This window comes from Erwinia artemisiae (assembly GCF_051400835.1).
GTDB lineage: Bacteria > Pseudomonadota > Gammaproteobacteria > Enterobacterales > Enterobacteriaceae > Erwinia > Erwinia aeris.
This window is the reverse complement of the sequence record NZ_JBLFFM010000011.1, coordinates 13,021-27,670: the sequence shown is the minus strand read 5'-3', so window position 1 is coordinate 27,670 and position 14,650 is coordinate 13,021. Positions and strand designations below refer to the sequence as shown.

12 protein-coding genes are annotated in these 14,650 nt (G+C 57.4%); 6 read left to right on the top strand and 6 right to left on the bottom strand.

Annotation, left to right across the window (positions count from 1 at the left end):
- Window position 1: 1 nt before the first annotated feature.
- Both trmH and recG read left to right on the top strand, forming a co-directional pair.
- Window positions 2-700: a tRNA (guanosine(18)-2'-O)-methyltransferase TrmH gene (gene trmH / locus ACMGEE_RS19185; protein ID WP_301253383.1), complete on the top strand. Its 699-nt coding sequence runs from the start codon at window positions 2-4 to the stop codon at window positions 698-700.
- Window positions 697-2,778 carry an ATP-dependent DNA helicase RecG gene (gene recG, locus ACMGEE_RS19180; RefSeq protein WP_253456961.1) on the top strand — a complete coding sequence of 694 codons (2,082 nt, stop codon included), beginning with the start codon at window positions 697-699 and terminating at the stop codon, window positions 2,776-2,778. The genes trmH and recG overlap by 4 nt, the downstream gene beginning before the upstream one ends.
- A gap of 37 nt (window positions 2,779-2,815) precedes the next feature.
- On the opposite strand, the gene ACMGEE_RS19175 is transcribed toward recG, so the two are convergent.
- The gene (locus ACMGEE_RS19175; protein WP_369896571.1) at window positions 2,816-3,478 is read right to left on the bottom strand and encodes an SDR family oxidoreductase; all 663 of its coding nucleotides are present in this window, start codon (window positions 3,476-3,478) and stop codon (window positions 2,816-2,818) included.
- Between the two features lie 160 nt (window positions 3,479-3,638).
- Between ACMGEE_RS19175 and ACMGEE_RS19170 the strand changes: the two genes are divergently transcribed.
- The 3 genes from ACMGEE_RS19170 (at window position 3,639) to rluF (ending at window position 7,793) form a co-directional block, all read left to right on the top strand.
- A complete protein-coding gene (locus ACMGEE_RS19170; protein ID WP_369896570.1) occupies window positions 3,639-5,021 on the top strand; it encodes a nucleobase:cation symporter-2 family protein in 1,383 nt (460 codons plus the stop codon).
- Window positions 5,022-5,125: 104 nt separating this feature from the next.
- Window positions 5,126-6,805 (top strand): AsmA family protein, encoded by a 1,680-nt coding sequence (locus ACMGEE_RS19165; protein ID WP_436830508.1) that lies wholly within the window; start codon window positions 5,126-5,128, stop codon window positions 6,803-6,805.
- Between the two features lie 88 nt (window positions 6,806-6,893).
- Window positions 6,894-7,793, top strand: a complete 900-nt coding sequence (rluF, locus tag ACMGEE_RS19160) for a 23S rRNA pseudouridine(2604) synthase RluF (RefSeq protein WP_253456951.1) — start codon at window positions 6,894-6,896, stop codon at window positions 7,791-7,793.
- Here the strand turns inward: rluF and fabY are convergent.
- The 5 genes from fabY to typA all read right to left on the bottom strand — a co-directional run bounded on the left by fabY (window position 7,790) and on the right by typA (window position 12,639).
- Window positions 7,790-8,731: a fatty acid biosynthesis protein FabY gene (gene fabY, locus ACMGEE_RS19155; RefSeq protein ID WP_253456948.1), complete on the bottom strand. Its 942-nt coding sequence runs from the start codon at window positions 8,729-8,731 to the stop codon at window positions 7,790-7,792. The genes rluF and fabY overlap by 4 nt on opposite strands.
- Before the next feature lie 47 nt (window positions 8,732-8,778).
- Window positions 8,779-9,216 (bottom strand): D-aminoacyl-tRNA deacylase, encoded by a 438-nt coding sequence (gene dtd / locus ACMGEE_RS19150; RefSeq protein WP_253456945.1) that lies wholly within the window; start codon window positions 9,214-9,216, stop codon window positions 8,779-8,781.
- Entirely contained in the window at window positions 9,152-10,075 is a 924-nt protein-coding gene (locus ACMGEE_RS19145; protein WP_369896567.1) for a virulence factor BrkB family protein, read from the bottom strand. Before ACMGEE_RS19145 ends, dtd begins: the two co-directional genes overlap by 65 nt.
- On the bottom strand, window positions 10,062-10,661 hold the full coding sequence (yihX, locus tag ACMGEE_RS19140) for a glucose-1-phosphatase (RefSeq protein ID WP_253456940.1): 600 nt from the start codon (window positions 10,659-10,661) through the stop codon (window positions 10,062-10,064). Before yihX ends, ACMGEE_RS19145 begins: the two co-directional genes overlap by 14 nt.
- Window positions 10,662-10,815: 154 nt before the next feature.
- Window positions 10,816-12,639, bottom strand: a complete 1,824-nt coding sequence (gene typA / locus ACMGEE_RS19135) for a ribosome-dependent GTPase TypA (RefSeq protein WP_125290646.1) — start codon at window positions 12,637-12,639, stop codon at window positions 10,816-10,818.
- A gap of 433 nt (window positions 12,640-13,072) precedes the next feature.
- On the opposite strand from typA, the gene glnA reads away from it, so the two are divergent.
- A complete protein-coding gene (gene glnA / locus ACMGEE_RS19130; RefSeq protein WP_253456937.1) occupies window positions 13,073-14,482 on the top strand; it encodes a glutamate--ammonia ligase in 1,410 nt (469 codons plus the stop codon).
- Window positions 14,483-14,650: the final 168 nt, after the last annotated feature.

The following is a 14,650-nucleotide window of genomic DNA, read 5'->3' as shown; positions in this document are numbered from 1 at the left end:
CATGAATGCTCAACGTTTTGCCCGTATCCGTGAAATGCTGGCTGCCCGCCAGCACGATTTAACCGTCTGCATGGAGCTGGTGCACAAACCGCATAACGTCTCTGCGGTGATCCGCACGGCGGATGCGGTTGGCGTGCATGAAGTCCATGCGGTCTGGCCGGGCAGCCGGATGCGTACCATGGCCTCTGCCGCCGCCGGAAGCAACAGCTGGGTGCAGGTAAAAACGCATCCCACTATTGCCGATGCGGTCACGCATCTTAAAGGCCAGGGAATGCAGATCCTGGCTACGCATCTTTCTGATAAAGCAGTAGATTTCCGCGAAATCGATTACACCCGCCCGACCTGCGTGTTGATGGGTCAGGAAAAAACCGGTATCACCCAACAGGCGCTTGAACTGGCTGACCAGGAGATCGTTATTCCGATGGTCGGCATGGTGCAGTCGCTGAACGTTTCCGTGGCTTCGGCGCTGATCCTCTATGAAGCGCAGCGCCAGCGCCAGAATGCAGGCATGTATCAGCGTCAGGAGAGCCTGCTTTCCTATAGCGAACAGCAGCGCCTGTTGTTTGAAGGCGGCTATCCCGTTCTGGCCAGGGTCGCCAAACATAAAGGCTTACCTTATCCGCAAATTAGCGAGACGGGCGAGGTGATTGCCGATCCCGACTGGTGGGCCACCATGCAGGCATCGGTACGTAAAAAATGACGGGCCGCCTGATGGACGCCATCCCGCTCAGCACGCTTGCCGGCGTTGGTGCCAGCCAGGCTGGCAAACTGGCGAAGCTCGGGCTGACCACCGTGCAGGATCTGCTGCTGCATCTGCCGCTTCGTTACGAAGACCGCACCCAGCTTTACGCTATTAACGACCTCCTGCCTAACATCTACGCCACGGTAGAGGGCGAAGTGCTGCAAAGCGATATCTCCTTTGGCCGCCGCCGCATGCTGACCTGTCAAATCAGCGACGGCACCGGCATCCTGACGCTGCGCTTTTTCAACTTTAACGCCGGCATGAAAAACAGCCTGGCGCCCGGCCGGCGCGTAACCGCCTATGGCGAAATAAAGCGCGGCCAGCGCGGGGCCGAAATCATCCATCCTGAGTATCGCGTTCAGGGCGATAACAGCGTGGTGGAGCTACAGGAAACGCTGACGCCGGTCTACTCCACGACCGAAGGGATCCGCCAGGCGACGCTGCGCAACTTGACCGATCAGGCGCTGAAGTTGCTGGATACCTGTCCTGTCGCCGAACTTCTGCCGCAGGAGCTGAGCCAGGGCATGATCAGCCTGCCGGATGCGCTGCGGATGCTGCACAGGCCGCCGCCCGACATGGCGCTGGTGGATCTGGAAAACGGCAGGCATCCCGCCCAGCGACGCCTGATTATGGAAGAGCTGCTGGCGCACAATCTCAGTATGCTGGCCGTGCGCGCCGGCGCGCAGCGCTATCGTGCTTTAGCTATGCCGGCTCGCCATGCGCTGAGCGACAGGCTGCTGGCTGCCTTGCCGTTTAAGCCGACTAACGCCCAGGCGCGCGTCGTGCAGGAAATAGAGCAGGATCTGGCACAAAGCTATCCCATGATGCGCCTGGTGCAGGGTGACGTAGGATCGGGCAAAACGCTGGTGGCCGCGCTGACTGCCCTGAACGTTATCGCCTGGGGCAAACAGGTGGCGCTGATGGCGCCAACCGAGCTGCTGGCCGAACAGCACGCCAATAACTTCCGCCAGTGGTTTGCACCGTTGGGGATTGAAGTTGGCTGGCTGGCTGGCAAGCAGAAAGGCAAGGCGCGCCTGGCGCAGCAGGATGCCATCGCCAGCGGCCAGGTATCGATGATTGTCGGCACCCACGCCATTTTCCAGGAACAGGTGCAGTTTAACGGCCTGGCGCTGGTGATTATTGACGAGCAGCACCGCTTTGGCGTCCACCAGCGGCTGGCGCTGTGGGAGAAAGGCCAGGAGCAGGGTTTTCATCCTCATCAGCTGATTATGACCGCGACACCGATCCCGCGTACGCTGGCGATGACCGCCTATGCGGATCTGGAAACCTCCACCATTGACGAGCTACCGCCGGGCCGTACACCGGTCACTACCGTCGCCATTCCCGATACGCGGCGCGCCGATATTATTACCCGCGTGCAGAACGCCTGTAGCGGCGAAGGTCGCCAGGCCTACTGGGTCTGTACGCTGATTGAAGAGTCGGAACAGCTGGAAGCCCAGGCCGCCGAAGCCACCTGGGAAGAGCTGAAGCTGGCGCTGCCAGAGCTGCACGTTGGACTAGTGCATGGCAGGATGAAACCCACCGAGAAGCAGGCGGTGATGCAGGCGTTTAAACAGGGCGAGATTGACCTGCTGGTCGCTACCACGGTCATTGAAGTTGGCGTGGATGTGCCTAATGCCAGCCTGATGATCATTGAAAACCCGGAAAGGCTGGGCCTGGCGCAGCTGCACCAGCTGCGGGGCCGCGTTGGTCGCGGCTCGGTTGCCTCCCACTGCGTGCTGCTTTATAAAGCGCCGCTGAGCAAAACCGCGCAGAAACGCTTACAGGTTCTGCGCGACAGCAACGACGGCTTTGTGATTGCGCAATGCGATCTGGAAATCCGCGGTCCTGGCGAGCTGCTGGGCACGCGCCAGACAGGCAACGCCGAATTCAAGGTAGCCGATCTGGTACGCGATGGCGCGATGATCCCGGAAGTGCAGCGCGTCGCCCGCCATATTCATCAGCACTATCCTGAACAGGCGCAGGCGCTGATTGAACGCTGGATGCCGGAAACCGAGCGCTATACCAACGCCTGACCCCCGGCAGCCTGCTGTCTTTTCTCCTGCTCTGCGGCTACCGGCCGCTAAAGGCAGCCATCGCGGCAACCGCCTCGTTAACGGGCTGCTCGCCGCCGGTTAACTCAATAATCACCCTTTTCACCTCTGGCTGCTCAATCAGCGAATGCAGCACAGCGGCCACATCATCGCGCGGGATGGTGCCGTAAGGAATGGCCAACCCAGCGTTGACTTTTCCCGTGCCCGCTTCGTTAACCAGCGTGCCGGGCCGCAGGATCACCCAGTCCAGTGAGGTGGCGGAAAGCATCACGTCGGCCTGCTTTTTTACCTGCATATAGTGCTCAAAGCCCGGCGAAGGCGCCTTGCCCCTTCCGGCATCCGGAAAAGCGGAAACCAGCAGAAAACGCTGAATACCGGCCAGCCTGGCGGCCTCGGCAGCGAAGCGCGCGCCACGGCCGTCAATGCCGTCGGTGAAATCTACGCCAGCGCCTGCTGCGCCTGCGGAGAACACCACGGCATCGCAGCCCTGCATCGCCGCCGCCAGCCTTTCGCTACTGGTGTTCATCAGGTCGATATTGACCGGTTTTACACCATCGGCTTCCAGCGCCTCTTTTTGACTGTCCCGGCGATGCAGCCCCGTTACCTGATGGCCCGCATTGACCAGCCGTTTTCTGAGACGTCGCCCCACGCCGCCCGTTGCGCCAATAATAAATACGTTCATTGTATGCTTCCTTTTTTCTGGCCCGCAGGCGCGATGATTAAGCTTAGTGAATTGTGGTTCGCTTTGCCGTCCGGCGTTTAGCCGATGCTGTTGGCAATCGTTTGCTTTTGCCGTGGAGAAGCTTAAAATCGCCACTTTGTTTGCCACGGAACCCCTGAGCATGTCCGCTAATCTTTCTGAAGCCAGCCGCAGCGCAGCGCCCGCTGCAAAAAGTGAATTAATTTACCGCCTTGAAGATCGTCCGCCGCTGCCGCAAACGCTGTTTGCTGCCTGCCAGCATTTGCTGGCGATGTTTGTGGCGGTTATCACGCCCGCACTATTGATCTGCCAGGCTTTGGGCCTGCCCGCTCAGGACACGCAGCATATTATCAGCATGTCACTGTTCGCCTCCGGGGTCGCCTCGGTGCTGCAAATAAAAACCTGGGGGCCGATAGGATCGGGACTGCTGTCGATTCAGGGCACCAGCTTTAACTTTGTGACGCCGCTGATCATGGGCGGCATGGCGCTGAAAAACGGCGGCGCTGATGTGCCGACCATGATGGCCGCCCTGTTCGGCACGCTGATGCTGGCTTCCGTTACCGAAATGGCGCTTTCCCGCGTGCTGCATCTGGCGCGCCGCGTAATTACGCCGCTGGTTTCCGGCATTGTGGTGATGATTATCGGTCTGTCGCTGATCCAGGTCGGCCTGACCTCTATCGGCGGCGGTTTTGCCGCCATGAGCGATCACACCTTTGGTGCGCCAAAGAACCTGCTACTGGCCGGCGCGGTGCTGCTGGTGATTATTTTGCTGAACCGCCAGCGTAATCCTTATTTGCGCGTGGCTTCTCTGGTGATAGCCATGGCCGTTGGCTATCTGCTGGCCTGGCTGATGGATATGCTCCCCGCCGGAACCGCCGCAACGAACCAGCCGCTGATTGCCGTGCCACAGCCTTTCTATTACGGGCTGGGCATCGACTGGAATTTGCTTATCCCGCTGATGCTGGTATTTATGGTGACCTCGCTGGAAACCATCGGCGATATTACCGCCACTTCCGACGTTTCCGAACAGCCGGTCAGCGGCCCGCTCTATATGAAGCGGCTGAAAGGCGGCGTGCTGGCGAACGGCCTGAACTCGTGCGTCTCGGCGCTGTTTAATACCTTTCCCAACTCCTGTTTTGGACAGAACAACGGCGTGATCCAGCTGACCGGCGTCGCCAGCCGCTACGTTGGCTTCGTGGTGGCGCTGATGCTGATCGTGCTGGGGCTTTTCCCGGCGGTCAGCGGCTTTGTGCAGCATATTCCTGAACCGGTGCTGGGCGGCGCGACCATCGTTATGTTTGGTACGATTGCGGCCTCGGGCGTGCGCATCGTCTCGCGCGAGCCGCTGAATCGTCGGGCGATTATGATTATTGCGCTGTCGCTGGCGGTGGGACTGGGCGTTTCACAACAGCCGCTGATCCTGCAATTCGCACCGGAATGGCTAAAAACGCTGCTCTCTTCCGGCATCGCCGCCGGCGGCATTACCGCTATCATCCTGAATCTGCTTTTCCCGCAGGAGAAATAGCGTAAACGGCAGAGGGCAAAGCGCCTTCTGCCGTCTTCCCAGGGTTGAGCTTCGCGCATAAATCAGGCATAACACCCCTTATTGCAAGCGCACAGGGATAGCTCATGAAATTTGTTGGAAAAATTCTTCTTTCGCTGCTGGTTATCCTGCTGGCATTGGTCATTGTGTTGTATCTACTGCTGCAAACTCGCTGGGGAGCCAGCTGGCTCAGCCGCACCGTTAGCCAGCACAGTAGTTATCAGCTGGCAGTCGGCAAGCTGGTGCATAATTTTTCCGCGCCATCGCATCTCATCCTTCATGACGTTTCGTTCGGCCATAAAACCCGACCAGCCACCCTGGTGGCAAAAAGCGTCGATTTAGGGTTAAGCGCCGGGCAATTTTCACGGCCGCTGCATTTTGCCAGCGTTTTGCTTAACCAGGGTACGCTAAGAATTACCAGCAAAACCAGCCAACTGCCTCTTTCCGCAGCGCGTTTGCAGCTGAGCGAAATGGCGGTTAGCAGCCATCACGACATGCTGCCCCTGGACGCTCAGCACGTAAACGGCGGCGTGATGCCGTGGCAGCCCGAGGCGACAAGCTTTATCGGTAATAATGCCAGCTTCCAGTTCAGCGCCGGATCGCTGACGTTTAAAGACATTCCCGCCAGGAATGTGCTGATTGAAGGCCGCATCAGGTCCAAACAGCTGGAGCTTAGTAATATGGGCGCCGACGTGGCGCGCGGATCGGTGACGGCCAGCGCACAGCGTGACGAGCAGGGTAGCTGGCAGGTCAGCACGCTAAGGCTGAACAATCTGCGTCTGCAAAGCAGCAAAACGCTTACCGAATTTCTACAGCCTTTACTGATGCTGCCCGCCGTGCATTTCGAGCGAGTGGATGTAACCGATGCCCGACTGGAAGGTCAGAACTGGGCGGTGACCGATCTTAATCTGGCGTTGAAAAATATAACGCTGCGCGACGGCGACTGGGAAAGCGAGGACGGCTCGCTGTCGATGAACGCCAGCAGCTTTGTAAATGGCGCGCTGCTGCTGAACGATCCTATCGTTAATATGACCTTCTCGCCGCAGGGCGCGGCGCTGACGCAGTTCAGCTCCCGCTGGGTTAACGGGCTGATCCGCGCGTCAGGTAACTGGACGCGCAGCGATAAAAAGCTGACGCTGGATGACGTGGTAATCGCCGGGCTGGAGTACACGCTGCCGCCAGCCTGGCGGGCGTTCTGGCTGAGCCGTTTACCGGCGTGGCTGCACGCTGTGGAAGTAACAAAGCTGAACGTCAGCCATAACCTGATTATTGATATCGATCCGGATTTTCCCTTCCAGCTGACCTCGCTGGATGGCAACGGCAGCAACCTGCTGCTGGCGCGCGATCGGGAATGGGGCATCTGGGGCGGCAACCTGAGCTTTAACGCGGCGGAAGCGACCTTTAACCGTGTGGATCTGCGTCATCCTTCTCTCGCCCTGACGGCGGACAGTAATGCCATTAACGTCACGGAGATGAGCGCGTTTCCCCGCAGCGGCCTTCTCGAAGGGCTGGCAACGGTTTCGCAGCAGCCGCAGCGCGCCTTTTCGCTGTCGCTGCATGGCCGTGAAACGCCGCTGAATCTGTTGCAGGACTGGGGATGGCCAGCGGTGCCCCTGACCGAAAACGGTGAGCTGACGCTGAAGATGCAGGGCAGCCTGGCGAAAGACGCGCCGCTGAAGCCTTCCGTTAACGGCTCGCTTTCCGCTGTTGCTGGCGATAAGTCAGTCCAGCAGACCGTGCAGGCAGGTAATCTCGGCAGCAGGTAAAAACGCTGCCCGTAAGCGGACTATATGATTAACCCGTATTCGCAACGTAGCGCGGTTAATGTATAGTCCGCTTTTTTACGGAGGAACCATGCTGACCAACTCATCCATACGTCTCAATAAATACATTAGCGAGAGCGGTATCTGTTCTCGTCGCGATGCCGATCGCTATATCGAACAGGGAAATGTCTTTATTAACGGCAAGCGGGCCGCCGTTGGCGCGCAGGTTTTTGCCGGTGACGTGGTGAAAGTGAACGGTCAGCTTATCGAGCCGCGCGATGAGGAAGATCTGGTCTTTATCGCCCTGAATAAGCCCGTCGGCATTATCACCACCATGGAAGAAGGCGAGCGGGATAACATCAGCGACTTCGTTAACCACAGCAAGCGGGTTTTCCCTATTGGCCGCCTGGATAAAGATTCGCAGGGCCTGATTTTCCTGACCAATCACGGCGATCTGGTCAATAAAATCCTGCGCGCCGGAAACAATCACGAAAAAGAGTATGTGGTCACGGTAAACAAGCTGGTGACGGATGAGTTTATTGAGGGCATGAGCGCTGGCGTGCCGATGCTGGGCACGGTGACGCTGAAGTGCAAGGTGCAAAAGGAAGCGCCGTTTGTTTTCCGCATTACGCTGGTGCAGGGGCTTAACCGCCAGATCCGCCGCATGTGTAAACACTTTGGCTACGAGGTCACTAAGCTCGAACGCACGCGCATTATGAACGTCAGCCTGAAAGGCCTGCCGCTGGGCGAGTGGCGCGATCTGACCGACGACGAGCTGACCGAGCTGTTCGGGCTGATTGAGGATTCCTCATCCGAAGCGAAACCCGCCAAAAAAGCGCAGGCAAAAGCGAAGCCCGCCGCCGCGAAGAAACCGGCCATCGGCGGGCCGAAAGGCGGCGATAAAGGCGGTAAAGAAGGCGCGAAGACGCCGGGCAACCTGGCCTCCCGTAAGCGCTTTACCCAGCCGGGCCGCAAGAAAAAAGGCCGTTAAGGCATATTCGATCCGGCTGGCTCCAGCGGGCCATCCGGATCGGCAGGCAACACAATATAGACGCCCTCAAATACCGCCCCGCACTCTTCATTGCCAAACAGCTCGACTTCCAGCTGAACGCGCGCCTTGCGTCCCCGGGCCAACCTGTCCAGATCGCCGCTCAGCGAGCCTAAGTCCGCTACCGCGCCCGGTCTGCCGCTGATGGGATGACTGTAGCGGATATGCGCATCGGCCAGGATAATGGTGCCGCCTAAATGCCGCTCGCGCAGCAGCAGCCAAATCAGTCCCCAGCCGGTCAGCGTCGCCAGCGAAAACAGGCTGCCGGCGAACAGCGTATGGTGCGGATTCTGGTTGCCGGTTTCCGGCATCGTGGTGATAAATTTTTGCCCGGTATACTGCAAAATACGCACGCCCATTTTTTCGCTGAGCGGGATGTGCTCGTACCAGGCCTGCTGCAGCTGCCCGCACCAGTCGGCACGATGCAGAATATCGTCCAGCGTGATCACCGGCTTAATCATTAAAAAATGACGAACCGGCGTTGTCTGTGGCACGGTGATTTCGCCCTGATTGACGTAGCCAAGCTTGGCGAAAAATTCGACGGCGTCTTCACGGGCGCTGCACACCACGCGCTTGGCCCCTTCCTGACGCGCCACCGACTCCAGCGTCATCGCGACCAGCGTGCCCAATCCTTTGCCCTGCACCGCCGGGTGCACGGCAAGAAAGCGAATGGCCGCCTCGTTATCCGCATTGATATAGAGCCGCCCTGCGGCAACCGGCGCGCCGCTTTCATCCACCACCATTTGGTGATGCGCAAAGGCATCCCAGGCGTCGCGCTCCGATCCCTTGGGCTGGCGAAGCGGTTTACGCAGCATTTCCCAGCGAAACTGGTAGTAGATATCCAGCTCTTCTGCGGTTTCAGGTACACGAAGATGATACATAAAGTGATTCTCTTTTTCCGGAGCGCCCGTTAGCCTTTCCGACCGCTTCATACCTGGAGCCAGAACGTCACCGGCCCGTCATTAACCAGCGATACCTGCATATCCGCCGCAAAGCGGCCCGTCTCGGTGACAAGGCCTCTTTCGCGACAGCAGGCGACAAAGTACTCATATAACCGCTCGGCCTCTGCTGGCGCCGCGCCGCCCGAAAAGCCTGGGCGCATGCCTTTTTGCGTGTCGGCCGCCAGCGTAAACTGCGAAACCACCAGCACGCTGCCGCCAGCCTGCTGCACGTTAAGATTCATCTTGCCGTTCTCATCGCTGAAAATGCGATAGCCCAACACGCGGTCGCACAGCCGCTGCGCTTTTTGCTCGTCGTCGCCTTTTTCCACGCCCAGTAAGATTAGCAATCCCGGCCCGATTTCACCGATGGTCTGACCGGCTACCGTCACGCTGGCGCTCAGCGCTCGTTGAATTAAGGCAATCATTCTCTTCCTTTTCTTCTTCCTGTTTAAGCTGGCGATAGTCGCCGAGAGAGGCGGTGATCTCTGCACCCAGCAGAACAATACACCATGTCCAGTAAACCCAAAGGAACAGAATAGGGATAACCGCCAGCACGCCATAGATAAGCTGATATGAAGGGAACATCGTAACATAGAGCGCAAAGCCTTTTTTCCCCAGCTCAAACAGCAGCCCCGCCACCAGCGCGCCGACCAGCGCATCTTTCCCCGGTACCTGCCGCGTTGGCACAATGCTGTAGAGCAGCCAGAAAGCCAGCCAGGAGAGCAGCAGCGGAAAAATACGCAGCCCGTAGTCAATCAGTCCGCTGACGCCGCTGACCGAAGCCCAGCGCAGCGACAGCAGATAAGAGCTGATCGCCAGGCTGGCACCCGCCAGCAGCGGGCCAAGCGTCAGGATCATCCAGTAGACGGCAAAAGAGTAAACGAGGGGCCTTTTGCGCTTGCTGCGCCAGATGACATTTAGCGCGCTGTCGATGGAGTACATCAGCAGCAGCGCCGTCACCACCAGCCCGCAGGCGCCCACCGCCGTCATTTTATTGACGTTGGCGACAAACTGTTCCAGATAGCTTTGAACTACCGTGCCGGACGCCGGCACAAAGTTCTGAAAGATAAACAGCTTGAGCTGCCTGCTGACATCGGCGAAGGCCGGGAACGCGGCGAACAGCGCAAATACCACTGCCACCAGCGGCACCAGCGACAGCAGCGATACGTAGGCAAGATGCCCCGCCAGCAGCGTCATGCCATCCTCGTCGATACGCTGCCACAGCAGCTTTATCCAGCGCCAGGTCGCCCGCAGGCGGTGTCGATAATGGTTAATCGGCCGCATTAGCGAAAAAGGCCGGTATGGTGGTCGCATCAAATACGGGCACGCTCTGAATGCCCAGCGCCTGCGCCGCGTCGATATTTTCCTGGTTGTCGTCAAAGAAAATAGCCTGGTCGGCGGTGAAGCCCTCTTCGCTCAGCACCTGCTGATAGATACGCGCTTCCGGCTTGCGCATCCCCATCTCCTGGGAAAGATAGAGCTTGTCCGCCGCGCTTTGTACCTCAGGATACTGCGACGGCCAGAAACGCTGATGCAGCCGGTTGGTGTTAGACAGGATCACGACCCGATGGCCGCGCGCGCGCAGTCCGTTCATGATACGGATGGTGTCCGCCCTGACGCCGACAAAAACGGCCTGCCAGCCTGCGGTGAACTGTTCGAAGCTCAGCGCCAGACCCAGCTCGTCGCACAGCTGTTCGGCAAAATCCTCGTCGCTGATTTCTCCTCGTTCATGACGATGAAAGCTTTCTCCCATCGTAAAACGGCTTTGCAGCGTGGCCAAAGGCACGCGTCCCAGATCGCTCCAGACGCCCAGAACCCGGTTGAAATCAATATCAACAATGACGTTACCTAAATCAAAGATATACAGCATGGCCATCTCCATTTGTTCCGGTAAGGTATTCACTCTAGCGGTAAAAAGAGAAGCTGAACAGGGCAGGATTTTGAAATCTGGAAAGAAGGTTCCACAGGCGAAAAAAAACAGGGCCGGAAAGATCCGGCCCTGTATTACAGCTTAAAAAAAGCGATTAAGCTTCTTTGCTGCCGCGTGATGCGCGTTTACGATCGTTTTCAGTCAGGTGACGTTTACGGATACGTACGGACAGCGGAGTCACTTCCACCAGCTCGTCGTCATCGATAAATTCAATCGCCTGCTCAAGCGTCATCTTGATAGCCGGCACCAGCGTGGTCGCTTCGTCAGTACCGGAAGCACGCATGTTGGTCAGCTTCTTACCGGTCAGACAGTTCACGGTCAGGTCGTTAGAACGGCTATGAATACCGATAATCTGGCCTTCATAAACTTCTGCGCCGTGACCCAGGAACAGCTTACCGCGATCCTGCAGGCTGAACAGGGCGAAAGCTACCGCTTTACCCTGGCCGTTAGAGATCAGCACGCCGTTCTGGCGCTGGCCCACTTCGCCCGGACGAATGTCGTCGTAGTGGCTGAAGGTGGAGTACAGCAGGCCGGTACCGGAAGTCATGGTCATGAATTCGTTACGGAAGCCGATCAGGCCACGGCTTGGGATCACGTAGTCAAGACGTACGCGGCCTTTGCCATCCGGATCCATGTTTTTCATGTCCGCTTTACGTTCGCCCATCGCCTGCATCACAGAGCCCTGATGCTGCTCTTCGATATCCAGGGTGACGTTCTCGAACGGCTCCTGCTTACGACCGTCAATTTCGCGGAAGATAACTTTTGGACGGGATACCGCCAGCTCAAAGCCTTCACGACGCATGTTTTCGATCAGTACGGACAGGTGCAGTTCACCACGGCCGGAAACGCGGAATGCATCGGCGTCTTCGGTCTCTTCCACGCGCAGCGCAACGTTGTGCACCAGCTCTTTACGCAGACGATCCAGGATCTGACGAGAAGTAACGAACTTACCTTCTTTACCGCAGAACGGCGAGGTGTTGACGTTAAAGAACATGGTAACGGTCGGCTCATCAACGCTCAGCGCCGGCAGCGCTTCCACATTCTGTGGGTCACAGATGGTGTCGGAGATGTTCAGCTCGCCCAGACCGGTGATAGCGATGATATCGCCCGCTTCTGCTTCGGTCGCGTCGATACGCTCCAGACCCAGGTGAGTCAGCACCTTGCCGACTTTACCGTTACGGGTTTTGCCTTCGCTATCGACGATGGTGACCTGCTGGTTCGGCTTCACTTTGCCGCGCTTGATGCGGCCGATGCCGATAACGCCAACATAGTTGTTGTAGTCCAGCTGCGAGATCTGCATCTGGAACGGCGCTTCCATTTCTACCTGTGGAGGAGAAACGTGCTGCACGATGGCTTCATACAGCGGGGTCATGTCTTCTGCCATGTCGCTGTGGTCAAGACCAGCAATACCGTTCAGAGCAGAAGCGTAGATAACCGGGAAGTCGAGCTGTTCGTCGGTCGCGTCCAGGTTAACGAACAGGTCAAAGACCTGATCCACAACCCAGTCAGGACGTGCGCCAGGGCGGTCAACCTTGTTGATGACCACGATCGGCTTCAGACCATTAGCAAACGCTTTTTTGGTCACGAAGCGGGTTTGCGGCATAGGGCCATCCATTGCATCCACAACCAGCAGCACCGAGTCGACCATAGACATCACACGCTCTACCTCGCCGCCGAAGTCGGCGTGTCCCGGGGTATCCACGATGTTGATACGGTAGTCGTTCCATTTAATGGCGGTGTTTTTTGCGAGGATGGTAATCCCACGCTCTTTCTCCAAATCGTTGGAGTCCATTACGCGTTCGGTCGCTTCGGTGCGGGCGTCAAAGGTCCCGGACTGCTGCAGCAACTTATCAACCAGGGTAGTTTTACCATGGTCAACGTGGGCAATAATGGCGATGTTACGCAAATTTTCGATCACAGCTTTGCCTCAGGCATTAGAAATAGCGCGCTATTGTACACGGATTAATCGAAGAGCTGAACAGGATCACAGTTTTCAATTAAAGATAACTTTCGGGATTGCTTTCGGGGCCGTTTCCGGTGCAAAAAACACCCTTTATCAGAAAAATGCACTATTATTGTGCACTGACCGCACGCAAAAGCACCATAATGGTGCGCGACTTCCATCATGGTGCAGCTCCCGTTTCACGAGAGGGCGCATCATAGCGCTTTTTTCATCAATTAAGAAAGTTGGCATAGTTTTCGCTTTAATTATAACAAGCGAAAGAGGCCAGTTTCCACAACGGTTGCTAAGCAGTCAGAGAACATAATTATCGGTCGGCTGGGCGAGATAAGCAAAGCGCACCGCGAAAGTTCTCTAACCGACGACCATGACAAATCCAGGAGAGTTAAGTATGTCCGCTGAACACGTTCTGTCGATGATGAACGAGCATGAAGTCAAATTTGTTGACCTGCGCTTCACTGACACCAAAGGTAAAGAGCAGCACGTTACCATTCCTGCTCACCAGGTTAACGCTGACTTCTTCGAAGAAGGCAAAATGTTTGACGGCTCCTCCATCGGCGGCTGGAAAGGCATTAACGAATCCGACATGGTGCTGATGCCGGACGCGACCACCGCGGTCCTGGATCCTTTCTTTGAAGACTCTACGCTTATCATTCGTTGTGACATCCTTGAGCCAGGCACCATGCAGGGCTACGATCGCGACCCACGTTCTATCGCCAAGCGCGCCGAAGATTTCCTGCGTTCTTCCGGCATTGCGGACACCGTGCTGTTTGGCCCGGAGCCAGAATTCTTCCTGTTTGACGATGTGCGTTTCGGCGCGACCACCTCTGGCTCTCACGTGGCTATCGATGATATCGAAGCGGCATGGAACACCGGCAAAGAATATGAAGGCGGCAACAAAGGCCACCGTCCGGGCCTGAAAGGCGGCTATTTCCCGGTGCCACCGGTCGACTCTTCACAGGACATCCGTTCTGCTATGTGTCTGACCATGGAGCAGATGGGTCTGGTTGTTGAAGCTCATCACCACGAAGTGGCGACCGCAGGTCAGAACGAAGTGGCCACCCGCTTCAACACCATGACCAAAAAAGCCGACGAAATTCAGATCTACAAATATGTCGTGCACAATGTGGCGCACGCTTTCGGCAAAACCGCGACCTTTATGCCAAAACCAATTTTTGGCGATAACGGTTCCGGTATGCACTGCCATATGTCCCTGTCCAAAGGCGGCACCAACCTGTTCGCTGGCGACAAATACGGCGGCCTGTCTGAAATGGCCCTGTTCTACATCGGCGGTGTGATCAAGCACGCTAAAGCGATCAACGCGCTGTCTAACCCGACTACCAACTCCTACAAGCGTCTGGTTCCGGGTTACGAAGCGCCGGTTATGCTGGCCTACTCTGCCCGTAACCGTTCCGCCTCTATCCGTATTCCAGTGGTTGCCAGCCCGAAAGCGCGCCGTATTGAAGCCCGCTTCCCGGATCCAGCCGCTAACCCATATCTGTGCTTCGCCGCGCTGCTGATGGCTGGCCTGGACGGCATCATCAACAAGATCCATCCTGGCGACGCGATGGACAAAAACCTGTACGACCTGCCGCCGGAAGAAGAAGCTGAAATTCCAAAAGTAGCCGGCTCGCTGGAAGAGGCGCTGAACGCGCTGAACGAAGACCGTGAGTTCCTGACTCGTGGCGGCGTGTTCACCGACGACACCATCGATGCGTACATCGACCTGCGCAAGGCTGAAATGGATCGCGTTCGCATGACGCCGCACCCGGTTGAGTTCGAACTGTACTACAGCGTCTGATTTCTGACTCCGGCGACTCGTCGCGTTAAAGCGGCTACGGCAGGCTCAGTGATTCGGGTGAACACGGGCCGCAGCGTAACGAACGCCGGAGATAGTGTTGCCGTGGAAATTTTCAGCCCATCTCCGGATGGGCTTTTTTCGCCGTGAGCGCCACGCGCAGAGAGACGA